Annotated in this window: 10 protein-coding genes; 6 read left to right on the plus strand and 4 right to left on the minus strand. The window is 58.9% G+C overall.

The window, feature by feature from the left end; genetic code table 11:
- Window positions 1–74 precede the first annotated feature (74 nt).
- The 4 genes from Pan181_RS10270 to Pan181_RS10285 all read left to right on the plus strand — a co-directional run bounded on the left by Pan181_RS10270 (window position 75) and on the right by Pan181_RS10285 (window position 5,880).
- Window positions 75–1,400, plus strand: coding sequence for a DUF5722 domain-containing protein (locus Pan181_RS10270; protein ID WP_145246727.1), 1,326 nt, complete (start codon window positions 75–77; stop codon window positions 1,398–1,400).
- 135 nt (window positions 1,401–1,535) lie between these two features.
- Window positions 1,536–2,771, plus strand: a complete 1,236-nt coding sequence (locus Pan181_RS10275) for a site-specific DNA-methyltransferase (protein ID WP_145246728.1) — start codon at window positions 1,536–1,538, stop codon at window positions 2,769–2,771.
- Window positions 2,743–3,189 carry a site-specific DNA-methyltransferase gene (locus Pan181_RS10280; RefSeq protein ID WP_145246729.1) on the plus strand — a complete coding sequence of 149 codons (447 nt, stop codon included), beginning with the start codon at window positions 2,743–2,745 and terminating at the stop codon, window positions 3,187–3,189. Before Pan181_RS10275 ends, Pan181_RS10280 begins: the two co-directional genes overlap by 29 nt.
- A 9-nt stretch (window positions 3,190–3,198) precedes the next feature.
- Window positions 3,199–5,880 (plus strand): DEAD/DEAH box helicase, encoded by a 2,682-nt coding sequence (locus tag Pan181_RS10285; protein WP_145246730.1) that lies wholly within the window; start codon window positions 3,199–3,201, stop codon window positions 5,878–5,880.
- Between the two features lie 655 nt (window positions 5,881–6,535).
- Here Pan181_RS10285 and trpD read toward each other — a convergent pair.
- Window positions 6,536–7,564, minus strand: a complete 1,029-nt coding sequence (trpD, locus tag Pan181_RS10290) for an anthranilate phosphoribosyltransferase (protein ID WP_145246731.1) — start codon at window positions 7,562–7,564, stop codon at window positions 6,536–6,538.
- Window positions 7,565–7,779: 215 nt separating this feature from the next.
- Between trpD and Pan181_RS10295 the strand changes: the two genes are divergently transcribed.
- Window positions 7,780–8,709 carry a nucleoside hydrolase gene (locus Pan181_RS10295; RefSeq protein ID WP_145246732.1) on the plus strand — a complete coding sequence of 310 codons (930 nt, stop codon included), beginning with the start codon at window positions 7,780–7,782 and terminating at the stop codon, window positions 8,707–8,709.
- Window positions 8,710–8,722: 13 nt separating this feature from the next.
- On the opposite strand, the gene Pan181_RS10300 is transcribed toward Pan181_RS10295, so the two are convergent.
- Window positions 8,723–9,868, minus strand: a complete 1,146-nt coding sequence (locus Pan181_RS10300) for a S1C family serine protease (RefSeq protein ID WP_231943800.1) — start codon at window positions 9,866–9,868, stop codon at window positions 8,723–8,725.
- Between the two features lie 185 nt (window positions 9,869–10,053).
- The gene (locus tag Pan181_RS10305) at window positions 10,054–10,494 is read right to left on the minus strand and encodes a TraR/DksA family transcriptional regulator (protein ID WP_231943801.1); all 441 of its coding nucleotides are present in this window, start codon (window positions 10,492–10,494) and stop codon (window positions 10,054–10,056) included.
- 578 nt (window positions 10,495–11,072) lie between these two features.
- Between Pan181_RS10305 and Pan181_RS10310 the strand changes: the two genes are divergently transcribed.
- Window positions 11,073–13,550 carry an FHA domain-containing protein gene (locus Pan181_RS10310; RefSeq protein ID WP_197529134.1) on the plus strand — a complete coding sequence of 826 codons (2,478 nt, stop codon included), beginning with the start codon at window positions 11,073–11,075 and terminating at the stop codon, window positions 13,548–13,550.
- Window positions 13,551–13,559: 9 nt separating this feature from the next.
- Here Pan181_RS10310 and Pan181_RS10315 read toward each other — a convergent pair whose 3' ends face one another.
- Window positions 13,560–14,573: a sugar phosphate isomerase/epimerase family protein gene (locus Pan181_RS10315; protein ID WP_145246734.1), complete on the minus strand. Its 1,014-nt coding sequence runs from the start codon at window positions 14,571–14,573 to the stop codon at window positions 13,560–13,562.
- Window positions 14,574–14,593 lie beyond the last annotated feature (20 nt).

Here is a 14,593-nt window from a genome sequence, read left to right on the forward strand (position 1 = left end):
GGCTCGTGGTGCAATAGTAGCCCGCGTTGCTCAACAACGACCGCAATACCGCGGTCCGCACTTAGGTTCTATCCATGATTCGTCGATTAGCATCGTTGTTGTCTGGTTGTTGTTTCATGGGCCTGCTGATGATGGCTGGCTCGCTGTCACAGGCCGAGCAGCCCGCGACTCCCTACGAGGGGACCTTCCCCACGGCCGACTCGAAGAAAGGCCTGCAGGTCGAACTCGTCGACGATGCCCTCGCGCTCGGCATTCGCCATGCGACGCTCAACATCAATCTCTCGCAGGCGATGCTGCCCGGCGCGGCTGCCGACGACCCGCGGGTGATTGGCTACCAGAACGCAACCGGCACTTACACCATGAATGGCGACTTCGTCCGCGGCGTCGAGCAGCAGCTCCGTCCGCTGAGCGACGCGGGCGTGTTGGTGTATGCCATTTTATTGACCTACGAGTCGGACGATCCCGACGTAAACCGCGTTGCCTTGCACCCGAGCTACGACAAGAGTGCTCCTAACCACTTGGGGGCCTTCAACACCGAGACGCAAGAGGGGCGCGAGTGGCTGGCTGCTACCATCGAGTTTCTCGCCGAGCGGTGGTCGCGTCCTTCGGGCGAATGCGGCCGGATGGTCGGGTACATCGTCGGCAACGAGGTGAACTCGCACTGGTTCTGGAGCAACTGCGGCCGCGTGACCATGGAGGAGTTCGCCGAAGACTACCTCGACGCGGTGCGTATCGTGCATACTGCGGTGCGGAGTAAGGCTACCTGGCCGCGGGTGTACCTGTCGCTGGAGCACCATTGGAACATCCGCTACCCCGGCGGCGACGAGCTGCAAGCGTTCCCCGCCCGCCCGTTCCTCGAGTACTTTGCCAAGCGCGCCAAAGAGACTCCTGGCGGCGACTTCGATTGGCACGTTGCTTTTCATCCCTATCCCGAGAACCTGTTTGAGCCGCGATTCTGGAACGACAAAACCGCAACCGACACGCCCGACACCCCGCGGGTGACCTTCAAGAACCTGCACATTCTGACCGACTATCTCAAGCAGCCGGCGATGCAGCATGAGGGAGCGACAAGGCACGTGTTACTCAGCGAGCAAGGCTTCCACAGCACGCCCGACAAAGAGGGCGAGACGGCGCAAGCGGCCGCTTATTGCTACGCTTACGAGAAGGTCAACCGCCTCGCTGGCATCGACGCGTTCATCCTGCACCGCCACATCGATCACCCCCACGAAGGGGGCCTGAACCTGGGCCTCCGCCGCCGCACGCCGGGTGCGGCCGATCCCCATCCCAAGAAACCGATGTACGACTGCTTCCAAGCCGCCGGCACGCCAGCCTGGGATGAAACCTCGAAGTTCGCCCTACCGATCGTGGGACTTGAGAGTTGGGACGAGATTTCGGAGTAAGCGAACGGTGTATTCCGCGTGCCAAGGGCGACAAGGTTCCGTAGCGGCGAAGCCCCGTTAACACCGCCAGCGAGTTCACCTAGAATAGGGGTTTCGGTTCCTTCTTCTCCCACGTTCTCCCAGAGCGCAGCACGGATGCCCACACTCAACTGGATTGGAAAAGACGCGGTCGTCGACCATCACCGCCGAGTGCCGACGCGGCTGTTGGAGTGCGACCGCGAACTGTCGGTTGGTGATCCCGATGCCGAAAACCTGCTGGTTGAGGGAGACAATCTCGAAGCCCTCAAGGCCTTGCTGCCCCGCTATCGGGGACAGGTAAAGTGCATTTACATCGATCCTCCTTACAACACCGGCAACGAGAACTGGGTTTACAACGACAACGTCAACGACCCCCGCGTCCGCAAATGGCTTGGTGAGGTCGTCGGCAAAGAGGCCGAAGACCTCTGCCGCCACGACAAGTGGCTCTGCATGATGTACCCGCGACTGGCGCTTTTGCGGGAGTTTCTGAGAGAAGATGGTGCGATTTTTGTTTCGATTGCCGACCATGAAGTCCAGAACTTACGAGCAATCCTTGATGAAGTGTTTGGTAGGCAGAACTTCATTGCAACGGTTGTCTGGCAGAAAGTGTATGCTCCTAAGAGTTCAGCCAAGTATTTCTCCGAAGATCATGACTACATTCTTGTATACGCAAGAAATGCTGAGCGTTTTTTGCCAAATCTAATGCCTCGCACCGACAAGCAAAATAAGGCATACAGCAATCGGGATGACGACCCCAGAGGACCTTGGCGACCTAATAATCTTGCAGCACGAAACTACTATAGCAAAGGGACATATCCAATTACTTGTCCCGGTGGCAGGGTCATTACAGGTCCTCCGCGTGGATCCTATTGGCGAGTTTCTAAAGAGAAGTTGGAATTACTAGACGCTGAAGGTCGCATCTACTGGGGAAAAGATGGGAATAGCGTTCCGGCTCCCAAGATATTTCTCTCAGAAGTTAAGCAAGGTGTAGTTCCGCAGACATTGTGGAAGTATGAAGAAGTGGGACATACTCAAGAAGCAAAGAAAGAATTGGTCAGCCTTTGCGATTTTGACTCATCTGCCGATGTCTTTATCACTCCCAAACCTACTCGACTAATCCGACGCATCATCGACTTGGCAACCGAGAAAGATTCGCTCATTCTGGATTCTTTCGCGGGCAGTGGCACGACTGGTCATGCGGTAATGGCTGCCAACAAAGCCGATGGAGGCAATCGTCGTTGCATCCTCGTGGAGGTCGAACCCGAGGTTTCACAAAGAGTCACCCGGCAGCGACTAGAGCGAGCATCCGAGCAGCTTTCCGAATGTGAAACGGGGGGGGGGGAGCGAGTCTAGCGAATCTGCCACCCCGCTTGGCTTCCGCTACTGCCGTCTCGGTCGCACGCTGCTCGATGAGCATGGCAACATTAATGGCGACGTGCCGTTTGCCGATTTGGCGCGGTACGTTTACCTGCTTGAAACCGGGGTTCCCATCCCCAAGCGACCGCAGAAAAACTGCCCCCTGCTTGGTGTCCATCGAGGCCGAGCCATCTACCTACTCTACAATGGTGTGCTCGGCGACCGCCGGCCCCAGGGGGGAAACGTGCTAACGTCGGCCATCCTGGCCGACCTGCCCACGCCCGACGACAAGCACCACGCCCCCAATGGCATCGAGCGAGTGGTGTATGGCGAGGCCTGCCGACTTGGCGAGGCCACTTTGCGCCGCGAACGGGTGACGTTCCGGCAAATTCCTTACTCTCTGCGCGAGGCGTAAACCCTGCCCATGCGTCTTCCCCTAAAAGAGTTCCAGATCGAGTCGCTTGAGGCACTCAAGCAATACGCCAGGTCGGTCCGCGACTACAAGCTGACTGGCAGTCGAGTGCCTGAACGCGATGCGTTTGAAGAGACAACCGCCGGCCGCTCGTACTACCAGACACCTAAGTTTGCGGGGGTGCCGTACGTTTGCCTCCGCTTACCCACTGGCGGTGGCAAGACGTTGCTCGCTGCCCATGCGGTGGGAGTCGTTGGACGCCATTTGCTCGAAACCGATCAACCCGCCTGCTTGTGGATTACGCCGAGTACCACGATCCGAGATCAAACCTTGCGGGCGCTCAAGAATCCGTCGCACCCTTACCGAGTAGCCCTTGAAGAAGCCCTCGGCCCAGCGGTCGAGGTATCGACTATCGAGGAGGTGTTGCTATCGCCGCGGTTGGTGAAAGCTTCGGCCCCGCTGGTAGTGGTTACCACCATCCAATCGTACCGCGTGCAGGACGACAAGGGGCGGGAATTGGCCGCCGCGCGTCGCATCTATCGCGACAATGGGTACATGCAGGCGGCCCTGGCAGACTTGCCGACGTGGGTCCGCGACGAATTATCGGCCGATGCCAGCGGTTTGGTCGATCTGTCGCTGGCCAACGCCCTGCGACTTCGGCGGCCAATCGTGATCATGGACGAGGCCCACAATGCGCGGACGCCAACGTCGTTCGACTCGCTGGCCCGCTTTGGCCCTTCGTTTGTGTTGGAGTTGACGGCCACGCCGGAGCATGCGCACGATCCGCAGCACCCTTCGTCTCCTACGTTTGCGAGCAACGTGCTTCATGCAGTAAGTGCCTTGGAGCTAAAGAACGAGGGGATGATTAAACTGCCGGTCGACTTGGAAAGCCGCGGCGATTGGCTCGAAGTGCTGGCCGCCACTCATCAGCGGCGCGAAGAGTTAGAAGTAGTCGCCGACCGAGCCCATCACGACAGCGGTTTGCCTTTCTATCGCCCGATTGCCCTGATCCAAGCCCAACCAAACAGCAAAACCAAAGAGACCCACACGGTTGAGGTGGTGAAAGAGGCCCTTGTCGAGAAACTGGGAGTGCCCGAAGAATACGTCCGCATTTGTACGGGAAAGATCGACGAGTTGGGCGACGAGAATCTGATGGCGACCAACTGCCAAGTGCGTTACGTAATTACTGTCGATAAGCTTCGCGAAGGTTGGGACTGCCCACTGGCCTACGTGCTGGGTTCCATCGGCAACACCGCCACTGCCACCGCCGTCGAGCAGTTGATTGGTCGCATCCTGCGGATGCCGAACGCGACACCGACCCGTGTCCCTGCCCTCGACCGCTCGTACGCGTTTGTGCTGAGCGATTCGGTAGCCGAAACCGCCGGGCAGCTTCGCGATCAGATGGTGCGGACCTGTGGGTTTGACGAGCGTTCGGCCACCGAAGCGTTTCGGGTCGTCGCCCAAGGGCAACGTCGGATTGGCTTTGGCTCTATTCCGCTGGCGAAGGCTCCCGATCCGGAAGTCATGCCCTCTACCCTCGCTGCTAAGGTGAGTTACGACCAAGCCAAGCAGGAGTTAGTGCTTAACGACTTGCCCTCGGCTGGCGAGGTCCGCTTGCTTCGCGAAGCGGTGGCTAGCGAAAGCGACAAGCAGGCAGTCGATGCCTTTTGGGAAAGCGAACGTCCAGTTGGAGTCGCTGCCAAGCCGCTCACCGAGTACGCGAAACCGCTACAAGTGCCGCGATTAACGGTGCTGCAGGGCGAGCGACGAACCTTGCTCGAACCGATCGAACTCGATCAGTTTGAGTGGGATCTCGACACATGCAATCCGGTTCTCACGGAGACAGAGTTTGCTTCGGAGCTACGGGTTGGTTCGGCAGCTACTATCGACGTGGAGCCGGCCGAGAATGCCGATGATGGTGGACTGGTAACTCGTATGGCGGGCGACGTTCGGTTACGACAACTAGAGTTGATTGGCGAAGGCGAGGACTGGACCGACGTGGAAATCGCTCGCTGGCTCGACCGAGAATTGCACCGGGGCGATTCGCTGCAGGGGTTGCCGCATTCGCAAAGTCAGCCTTGGCTGGCTAAGATTGTGGACGGATTGATCGACGCTCGTGGTTTGCAGCGCGGCATGGTGGTGCGTCGCCGGCATGAACTCGCCAAAGTATTGCGGGTAAAAGTTGCCGACCATGGCCGGCAACAAATCCGCAAGGCAACCGACCAGTTATTCCAAACCATGCCCGAAGCAGTGCTCACTTCCGACGAACATGCGGTGTGGATTGAAGAGCAGGAATTTAAACCTGCACGACTAGATGATTCTGCTGTGCGGTTTAACAAGCATGCTTTCGATCAAATCGGGGAGATGAACGACGAAGAGCGGCTGTGCGCCCAGCATATCGATGCTCACGATAACGTGGAACGCTGGATAAGAAATCCGGAGCGCGAACCCCAAGGGGGCTTTTGGCTTCCGAAGAGTCCAGGCAAGTTCTTTCCCGACTTTATTGTTGAACTCAAAGATGGCCGTATCGTGATAGTCGAGTACAAAATGGGCAAGATGTCGAACGATCCCGAGGAGTTGCACAAGAAGTCGGTCGGCGTCTTGTGGGCCGCGCGGAGTGAAGGTCGATGCGGTTTCGCATGGGTGGTCGCCAAGAATTGGACAAGCTTGCTTGATTCTCTTCAAGCCAACTAAACAGTGGCAATTCAGGTGCTGACTGACAGTCGGTTACGCCCTTGTCCTCTGCGGCTCCGCTCCTCTGCGTGAGAATTCTTGTGTCGCTCCTTGTTCCACTTCGCTAGCCTTCGTCTGCAGGCGGAGCGATTTTGCTGGATGTTCCATTTTTCGCTAGGAAATGGCCACCTGTGGTGTTCTAATGGACAGGTTGTGTGTTGTCCGTTGTTGGTGGTCAGTAGTCCGTTGTTGGAGAGTGGAATGGTTTAGCTATTTTTGAGTTCCCATGAATTACAGCATCGACGCGCAGGCGAATGGTTGCTTGCGTGGGCGCTCGCCGCTGCGCGGTTGGTAATGCGGTGGTGGGGCTGCGTCGCTGGAAGCTCCTGGACCCACCCTACTGCCCGTTCTAACCCCCAACTCCCAACTCCCAACTCAAAATACTTTCCCATGGGTGGGAATCTATTTTGGGCAACTATTGCGGAGGTGTTGATGCAAACTGTTATCTGTCAACGACTTGCGATAAGTGCGCAGCGGGAAAATAGATTCCCACTCGATGCGTTTTGGGAAATGGGAATCTATTCGAGACCGAAAACCGCTGGTTTTATAGAGTACGCGCAGATTCAATTTTCCCATCGATGGGAAAATTGGGAATCTATTCGTGAGCGTTGAGAATCTATTCCGCGGGGCGGTGCGAGAGTTCGGCCAGCTGCGTCAGCAGGCGGGCGGCGGCTCCGGAGTCGATGGCCTCGGCGGCCAGCTTGGCTGCATCGGCTGGTTGGTCGGCTTTGCCGGCTGCGATCAATCCGGCGGCTGCGTTGAGGATCACCACGTCGCGCGGGGGGCCTTGCTCTCCGTCGAGGAGTCGGCGAACCAGCGCGGCGCTTTCGTCCGGCGTGTCGATCGACAGTGCTTCGACCGGCGAGGTCGTCAATCCAAAATCCGCAGGGGTCCAAGTGAACGCATCCATCGAATCGGGCGTGACCCGCAGCACCTCGGTGGGACCGCTGCAGGAGACGTCGCCCATGCCATCGTGGCCGTGCACGACGAGCGTGCAAGCGGTGCCGAGTCGCTGCATGGCCGCAGCAAGCAGCTCGGTCAACTCGCCCCGCCCTGCCCCGAGCAGTTGGTACTCGGCCGCAGCGGGGTTGGCCAGCGGACCAAGCACGTTAAAGATAGTGCGGATGCCGAGTTGCCGGCGCACTGGGGCGACGTGCCGCATGGCTGGATGGGCGAGCGGGGCAAAGCAAAAGCAAAGCCCCAGTTGGTCGAGGCAAGCTTCGACCTGTTCGCGACTCGCGTCGAGATTCACGCCGAGTGCGGCGAGCACGTCGGCCGAACCGCTGCGGCTCGTAACGCTGCGATTGCCATGCTTGGCGACCGGCACTCCCGCCGCGGCAGCGACGATGGCCGCGGTGGTGCTGATGTTGAACGTCTGCGAACTTCCGCCGCCGGTGCCGCAGGTGTCGAGCAGCCCGGTGCGAGCGGTACGGATGGTGGTCATGTGTTGCCGCATCGCCGTGGCGGCTCCCACCACCTCGTCGACTGTCTCCCCCTTGGCGGCAAGCCCCGAGAGGAGCAAGCCGATTTCCTCATCGGTGCAGGCACCCTGCATCATGAGGTCCATGGCGGTGTGCATTTGGTCTTCGGTGAGATCGATGCCGCCAGCGACACGACCGATGAGTTCTGCAATTTGTGGATTCATGTTGGAAGAAATGAAGGCTCGAAACTAGTCGGAAATAGGAGCAGCTACAGTGATCATGTGTTTTTGCAACCCTCCAGCGTATCATACCTGATAAGGCAAGCCCATCTGTCCTCTTGCTGCGGATTGTGCTATGGTGCGCGGCTCGGGACGGGGGCAAGGCAGCGGAGTTGCCTGCCGAATTGAGACAAACCCATGTTTAGCCGCGAGAGGTACTGATGCCCCGCAAAGTGATTTTGGATATGGATCCTGGCTACAGCGACGCTGTAGCGTTGTGCGTTGCGCTGGCCGCCGAGGAACTGGACGTGGTGGCCGTGACCGCAACCGGCGGTAACGTGGGGCCTAAGCTCACGAGCCGCAACGTGCAGGCGATCATCGAGCAGCTCGATCCGAAACGCTGGCCCCGCATTGGAGGGGCCTCGCCCGACCAGATTCTCCGCACCGACGCCCGCCACTTGCACGGCGAGGATGGCCTGTGCGGCGCGAACTTCCAGGTTGCTGAACTGGCGAACCGCCATATGTCGGTCAAAGTGCTCGGCGACGAGATTCGTCGCGCTCCGGGTGACATTACGCTGATCGCGACCGGACCGATGTCGAACGTGTTCGACCTGCTGCGTTACGATCCCGATTTGGCCAGCCAGATTGGGCACCTGATCATGTGCGGAGGTGCGGTTGCCGCGCCGGGCGACGTGACTCCCTCGGCTGAGTTCAACATCTACTGCGACAGCGAAGCGGCCAAGCAGGTGTTTGGCTCGCCGGTCACGAAGACGCTGATTCCGCTCGACGTGACACGTAACGTGATGTTGACGTTCGATTTCCTCGAACGACTGAAGAAACGAGATTCGCGGACCTCGAATCTGCTGCAGCGAATTTTGCCAGGAGCGTACCGCAGCGCGCGTCAGCATCTTGGCGTCGAAGGAGTCTACGTGAACGACGCAGTCGCGGTCGTCGCAGCGATGCGTCCTTCGCTGTTCACCATCGAACGGATGTATGGCGACGTAGAGACCGCTGGCACGCTCACGCATGGCGCAACGGTGTTCGATCGCCGACCGAACTCGGTGGAGCAGCCGAACATCGACGTCGCCATGGAAATGGACGCCGCGGCCGTGGAAGCAGTGATCGTGCAAACGCTGGAGTCAGCGCCGTAAGAAGCGGCGATGGCTATTTGCCATTCGACTTTTTGTGGGTCGCGATTTTCACGTCGATTTTCATCGCCTGACGGTCACGAAACACGATGAGCGGAACCTCGCGACCAATCTCGGTGAGCCCTACCAGACTAATCAGATGATCCATGTCCTCTACGCGAACTCCGTTGTAGAGCAGGATGACGTCGTTCTCTTTGAGCCTTGCCAGATCGGCCGGCGAGTTGGGTTCGACTGCTTTAATGCGTGTGCCCGATAGCACGGTGAGCCCCAGCGCCTGGGCGCGACGCTCATCGAACAGCGAGTCGAGCGTAACGCCGAGAAAGCCGTGCTTGACCTGGCCATTGGTAATCAGGTCCTTGGCAATGCGCGTGACCACGTTGATGGGAATCGAAAAGCCGATGCCCTCGTTGCCGCCCGAGTTGCTGGCGATCGCGGTGTTGATGCCGACGACTTCGCCGCGGAGGTTGATGAGTGGACCGCCGCTGTTGCCGGGGTTGATGGCCGCATCAGTCTGCAAGAAGTTCTGCAGGCGGACGTCGCCATCGCCGAGGTCGAGATTGTAACGACCTTTGGCGCTGATGATGCCGCGGGTCACGCTTTGGCTCAGCCCGAACGGGCTGCCGACTGCGAGTACCTGTTCGCCGATATCGATGGTGTCGCTATTGCCCATGCGGGCGGCGACGAGATTCGGGTCGGCGATTCGCATCACTGCGACATCGGTTTGCGAGTCGCTCCAGATGCGATTCGGGTGCAGGTTCGTTCCATCGGCAAAATGAACGTTGATCAGTGCTTCGGACGAGTTCTTGATCACATGGCGATTGGTCAACACGTATGGCTTGCCATTCAAAGTGACCACGACGCCGGAGCCCGCTTCTTGAACGTCGGAGCGGCCGCGAGCTTCGCGGACCGGGCTGGCTTCGATATGCACGACCGAAGGAGTCACGAGTTTGACCACCCGCTTGATGATGCCGAGTTCGCGATCCAAGGCTGCGACATCGCGAGCGAGTTGGTCGTACGCCTGTTCGCGCTCGGAATCCGCGTTGACCCCCGGAGGTGCTTCGAGTGCAGCGAGCTGACCTTGGGCCAGCGGAGCCGACTCGACCATCACCAAGACGACGAGTGAACAGAGGACGTAACGCAGAGAGTGGGGAACAAAATGCACGAATTCAAGCCTCAAATAGCCGGAATGTGGCCGACAGCAACGCTGCCGAATTATAACCTATGAATCCAACTTGCCGAGTCGTTTGCCGACGGAACCCTCGAGAGTTTGCCCATAAAAAAAGCCACTGGCGCGTAGCCAGCGGCTTTATGTGGATGAGCATAAGTTTGCGGCCCCGCGAGGGGCACCTACAGCTCGAGGTCGGTCATCGACACGTCGGCATCGGTGTAACCCGCATCCACCACGCGACCCCAGTTGGCGTCGCGGCGAGCGTCGAGTTCGCCGGTTTCGGCAGCACGTTGGCACTCGATGCACATTGTCGCGTAGGGCAAAGCCTGCAGGCGAGCCAAGGGGATTTTGGCAGCGCAGATCTCGCAATTGCCATAATTTCCCTGACGCATCGTGTCCAATGCTCGCTCAATGTTAGCCAGTTCGCGGCTTTCGACTTCGGCCAATTGCGAGCTAATTTCGTCCTGGGCCGAGTCGAGGGCAGCATCCACAACGTCGCTGCCAGACTGTTCACGAAGTTGCTTGAGCAAGCTCAAGTCGCCAGCCAGAGCTCGTCGCAGGGCGTCGCGCCGTTTGACGAGAATGTCTCGCATTTTCTCGATGGAATCTTTACGGGCCATGGTGTACTCCTCTGTTGCCGGTTGCTGCGTGGCTGTTGGCCTGCCACGCCGACCCTGGGTCCTGATCCTCCTCCAGCACAAAAAAGGCCATTGGTGGTTGGAATAGGGAACGTCGAAAATTGCCCCAGCTGTGAGCGATTTGGGCCGCAGGTGCAGGGGTTACGGTAACTATAGTACGCATCCGCAGGGGGGAAGGTTGCAACAAGTCAGGAATTTGCCGACTGTTTTCGATCCATCAGAAGAACCACCCTAAGTAATACTATCGCAACAACTTAGCCTTTCTGGCGGGGTAGGCAAGGTGGGGGTAACAGGGAATTTCCCCCTTCCTGCGGCATCGGACACCTGGGTTTCCAGGGGGAGATTGTCACCTCCCAAATCGGCAGGACCCGCCCAGACGGATGAGGAGGTTCTCTCTAGTTTCTAGAACTTCCGCAGCCGACCGGTTCGATTTTGACCATCCCACGGATGCGAGCTAGATCATTGCAGCGGAGATTGCATGCGCGGCCGAAATGCCATGGTTTTACTCGCTGATTAGTACTTGGAATCCACTCTCCCTGAAAGTCCCCACCCTCGCAAAGATGAGCACCCTACTGAACAACGCTGCGCAGATCTCCACCGAGGCACAGCCACTGGTTTTGCTCCGTAGCGACACCGGCGAGGTATTGCTGCCGCTCACAGCCGAGAAGGTCACCGTCGGCAGTGGTCAGAGCTGCACCCTGCGCCTGACGGACGCGGGGGTACGCCCCCTGCACTGCCTGATCACCAACGGGGAGCACGCGATCACGATTCGCCGCTGGGCGGATGGCACCCTGCTCAACGGCGAGGCCTTTTCCGAGGCCGAACTACAGCCAGGCGACCGACTGACGATTGGCCCCGTGGAACTCACCCTCGAGTCTCCCACTAGCGAACCCGAAGAGCTGGGGTCGCCGACGCTTGCTTTGTCGCAGCAAGTTAGCGAGCAAACAGAGGAATACACGGAGCAAGTCTCCGAAGAGCAAGCGGAACCGGCCGATGAAGCCGAGCCTGATATTGCCGCTGCTACGGTCGATCGAGAATCGGTCGATTTGCATCGGAATCGCGCGAAGCGATTGCTGACCGAACTGCGAAAGACTCGTCGCGAAGCGGCCGAGTTGCAGGAGTTGATGGATCGGCTGAACAACCAGCTAGACGAATACCAAACCGAACGTTTGACCCTGGTGCAACAGCGGGTCGACCTTCAGACGCAATGTAACGAACTTATCCAAGAACGCGACGAGTTGCAGCAGCAACGCGACGCACTGGCTGGGCAGATTGAGTCGCTGAGTGCACAGCTGACATCGACACGACAAGAGCTGGAAGCCCTAAGCGAATCCCACCGCACCGGCGAGGCCGAGTTTGCCAATCGCATGGCGGAGCTGGAACAGCAGGTCACTGATCGTAACGACTTGGTGCTCGATCTGCGCAACGAACTAGAATTGCTCCGCGAGGAGCTGACGAACCTTTCTCTGCAAGCGAATGATCGCGAGTCGACACAGGACCAGCAAATGGTTGAGACTCATGCAGAGCCTGCTGGTCCGACCAGTGTGATCGAATCACTGCTACGCGAAGTGGCAGATCGCAGTGCGGTCGAAGCCACCAGCGAACCTGATGAGGCGGCGTTTGGTTTTGGGACAAGTGTTTCAGCGATCACGGAACAGCCAACCAGCCCCGTCGAGGAACCGACTCCTGCCCCGCTCGCGGAAGACTCCATCGAGGACCTCCGCTCAGCGTATGGCGACGTCGAAGAGGCTCCCGAGTCGCTCACCTTGGCCGATGCCGAACCGGTTTCCGGCGATACCGAAGTCGCCAGCGAATGGTCGCCAGCGAGTTGCTTCGGACCGATTGCGAATCCACAACCTGGGCTGTTGACCGAACCGGTCAGTCTATCGCAACCAGAAGCTGGTTTGTGGGATATCGAGGTTAAAGGGGCCGAGCCGGTTGCGGAGTCGTTCCCCACGGCCGAAACGCTCTCTGCCGAAGTTGCTAGCGAAACAACTCCCGCTACTCAAGCGATGCCGATTGAGTTTGCTACGGACTCTTCGGTATGCGAGGAGCCCAACACCGACGAAGAAGCTATTTGGAACCGGTTGCATGACTTGCGGGCGGTGGCTTCCGAGCGTTTGCATCACGAGATCGAAGAGTACGACGAAAGCCATGCGACCGAAGCGGGCGCGTCGCCGATGGTCGAAGAGCCGGAAGCGACTCCCGAAGAATCGATCGACGAACCCACAACCGTCACCGACCTGTTCGATCCTCCGGCCGAGGCTGAAGAACCTGCCAGCCAACATGAGGAGCCGGTCTCTTTCGTCGAACGCTACAAGCACCTGCTCGACGAGGATGGTCCCGAAGAGTCATTCGTCCGCGATCCTGAGCCAGAGCCCGCACCAGAGCCCGCCCGAATTCCGCTGCCGGAACCTCAGGCCATGGACGATGGTGAGGAAGAGTCGATCGAAGAGTATATGGCCAAGATGATGAACCGCCTGCGCGGTGGTTCCGATCCCCAGCCCGTACCGAGCAAGAAGCCTCAGGTGTCGGAAAAGCCGCAGGTCACCTCGACCCAACAAATGGAATTGGCGAAAGAGAAGCCAATCTGCACGCTCGCCGAATCGCTTGCGAAAAAGGGGGAGCGTAGCACCGAAGTCCTCGCCCCGCAGCAGCCGCTCGGGAGTTTGGAGGAGATGAAGTCGTCGAGCCGCCTTATCCCAACTACCGATATGAATGCTTTGCGGGACTTGGCGAACAATTCGGCCCGCGAGGCGATTCAGACTGCCAACTCGCGGCAAGCCCGCGAGGACGCGACAGTGAACCTGCTGATGGGGGGCATCGGATTGTTTTCCGGAGCTTACCTAGTGTGGTACTCGAAGCTGGAATTGAGCGTCCTGCTGGTCACCGGCTTGTTCGCCCTGGCAGGAGCCGGCTACTGGATCTATCGCACGCTCTGCACGCTCAAGACCCCTGTCGGCGAAGCTTCCGCCGAACGGATCGAGTCGGTCGTGCAAGGGGCTGTGGATTCGAACGATACGCAAAAGACGCTGTAAACCAACGCCCTAGAACCCGCGGGCGGCGATGATATCGTCCCAGCCGCGCAGGTGGTATTCGACGCCGATGAAGTCGAGGATTCGGCAGAGCGAACGGAGGGCAACGCCCATTCCGTCGGGACCGCTGAAACCACCGAACTGACCGCCACCCTTCAGGTGCGGCTCGAGGTCGAGGAATACGCCGGGAATGCCGCGGCGTTTCAGCTTGCGTTCGAGCTTAGGGAGCACTTCCTTGAAGTCCTCCAGAATGCGAGTGTGGCCGCTGTCGCCCATGTCGCTGGGGACAAAGTTCTTGAGCTTGTCCTCTTCCACGTGCCCTTGCCGACCAGTCAGGCTGGGATCGCGATAGTCTTTGATGTGCATCCAACCCAGGCTAGGCTTCATGGCCTGGTACTCCTGGAACACCTCGTCGGTGGTCATGCCCTGGCTTACCAGGTTGCCGCCATCGAAGATGGTGACCATCGCGGGGTGATTTACTTGCCGGTGCAGTTCGGCGAGTAGTTCGCCGGTCTGGCCAACGAGGTTCGCTTCCACTTCCAGCCCGAACGTCAGGTCGCTGCGATGACACAGTTCGGCGATCTGCCCGAGTTGATCGGCCGCCTGACTGATGTACTCGTATGGGTCGCTTCCCTTGGGGGGATAAAAACTGAAACCGCGAATCAGCTTGGTCTCGAACGCGTGCGCCAGGTCGCAAGCCTTTTGCACTTCCGACTTCAGGTACTTCTTGAAAGGTACGAAGCGGTTCTTGGTGCCGTCGTTCTCGTCGAGCAGCTTCACCTTGCCAATCGGCGAACCAATAGAAGCGACGTTCATGCCGAAGTCGTCTTCCATATGGCGGAGCCGAGTGATTTCGCTCTTGGTGAGCTCCATCACGTTCTTGATGCCGTGACCGACGTCCACGAATCGAAGGCTGTAGTACTCCAGGCCGATGGCCGCAAACGCAGCAAACTGCTCGTAAGCGGTTTTATGGATGGCGGCTTCGTCGGCAAATCCGGAGAGGATGACTCGTGGTGCGGCAGGCATGCGATTCACTTAGGCTAGAT

The organism is Aeoliella mucimassa (assembly GCF_007748035.1).
Taxonomy (GTDB): domain Bacteria; phylum Planctomycetota; class Planctomycetia; order Pirellulales; family Lacipirellulaceae; genus Aeoliella; species Aeoliella mucimassa.

Coding starts and splice junctions, on each gene's coding strand:
- Pan181_RS10270 (WP_145246727.1), top strand. CDS start 75: ATGATTCGTCGATTAGCATCGTTGTTGTCTGGTTGTTGTTTCATGGGC.
- Pan181_RS10275 (WP_145246728.1), top strand. CDS start 1,536: ATGCCCACACTCAACTGGATTGGAAAAGACGCGGTCGTCGACCATCAC.
- Pan181_RS10285 (WP_145246730.1), top strand. CDS start 3,199: ATGCGTCTTCCCCTAAAAGAGTTCCAGATCGAGTCGCTTGAGGCACTC.
- trpD (WP_145246731.1), bottom strand. CDS start 7,564: ATGAATCCACAAATTGCAGAACTCATCGGTCGTGTCGCTGGCGGCATC.
- Pan181_RS10295 (WP_145246732.1), top strand. CDS start 7,780: ATGCCCCGCAAAGTGATTTTGGATATGGATCCTGGCTACAGCGACGCT.
- Pan181_RS10305 (WP_231943801.1), bottom strand. CDS start 10,494: ATGGCCCGTAAAGATTCCATCGAGAAAATGCGAGACATTCTCGTCAAA.
- Pan181_RS10310 (WP_197529134.1), top strand. CDS start 11,073: ATGAGCACCCTACTGAACAACGCTGCGCAGATCTCCACCGAGGCACAG.
- Pan181_RS10315 (WP_145246734.1), bottom strand. CDS start 14,573: ATGCCTGCCGCACCACGAGTCATCCTCTCCGGATTTGCCGACGAAGCC.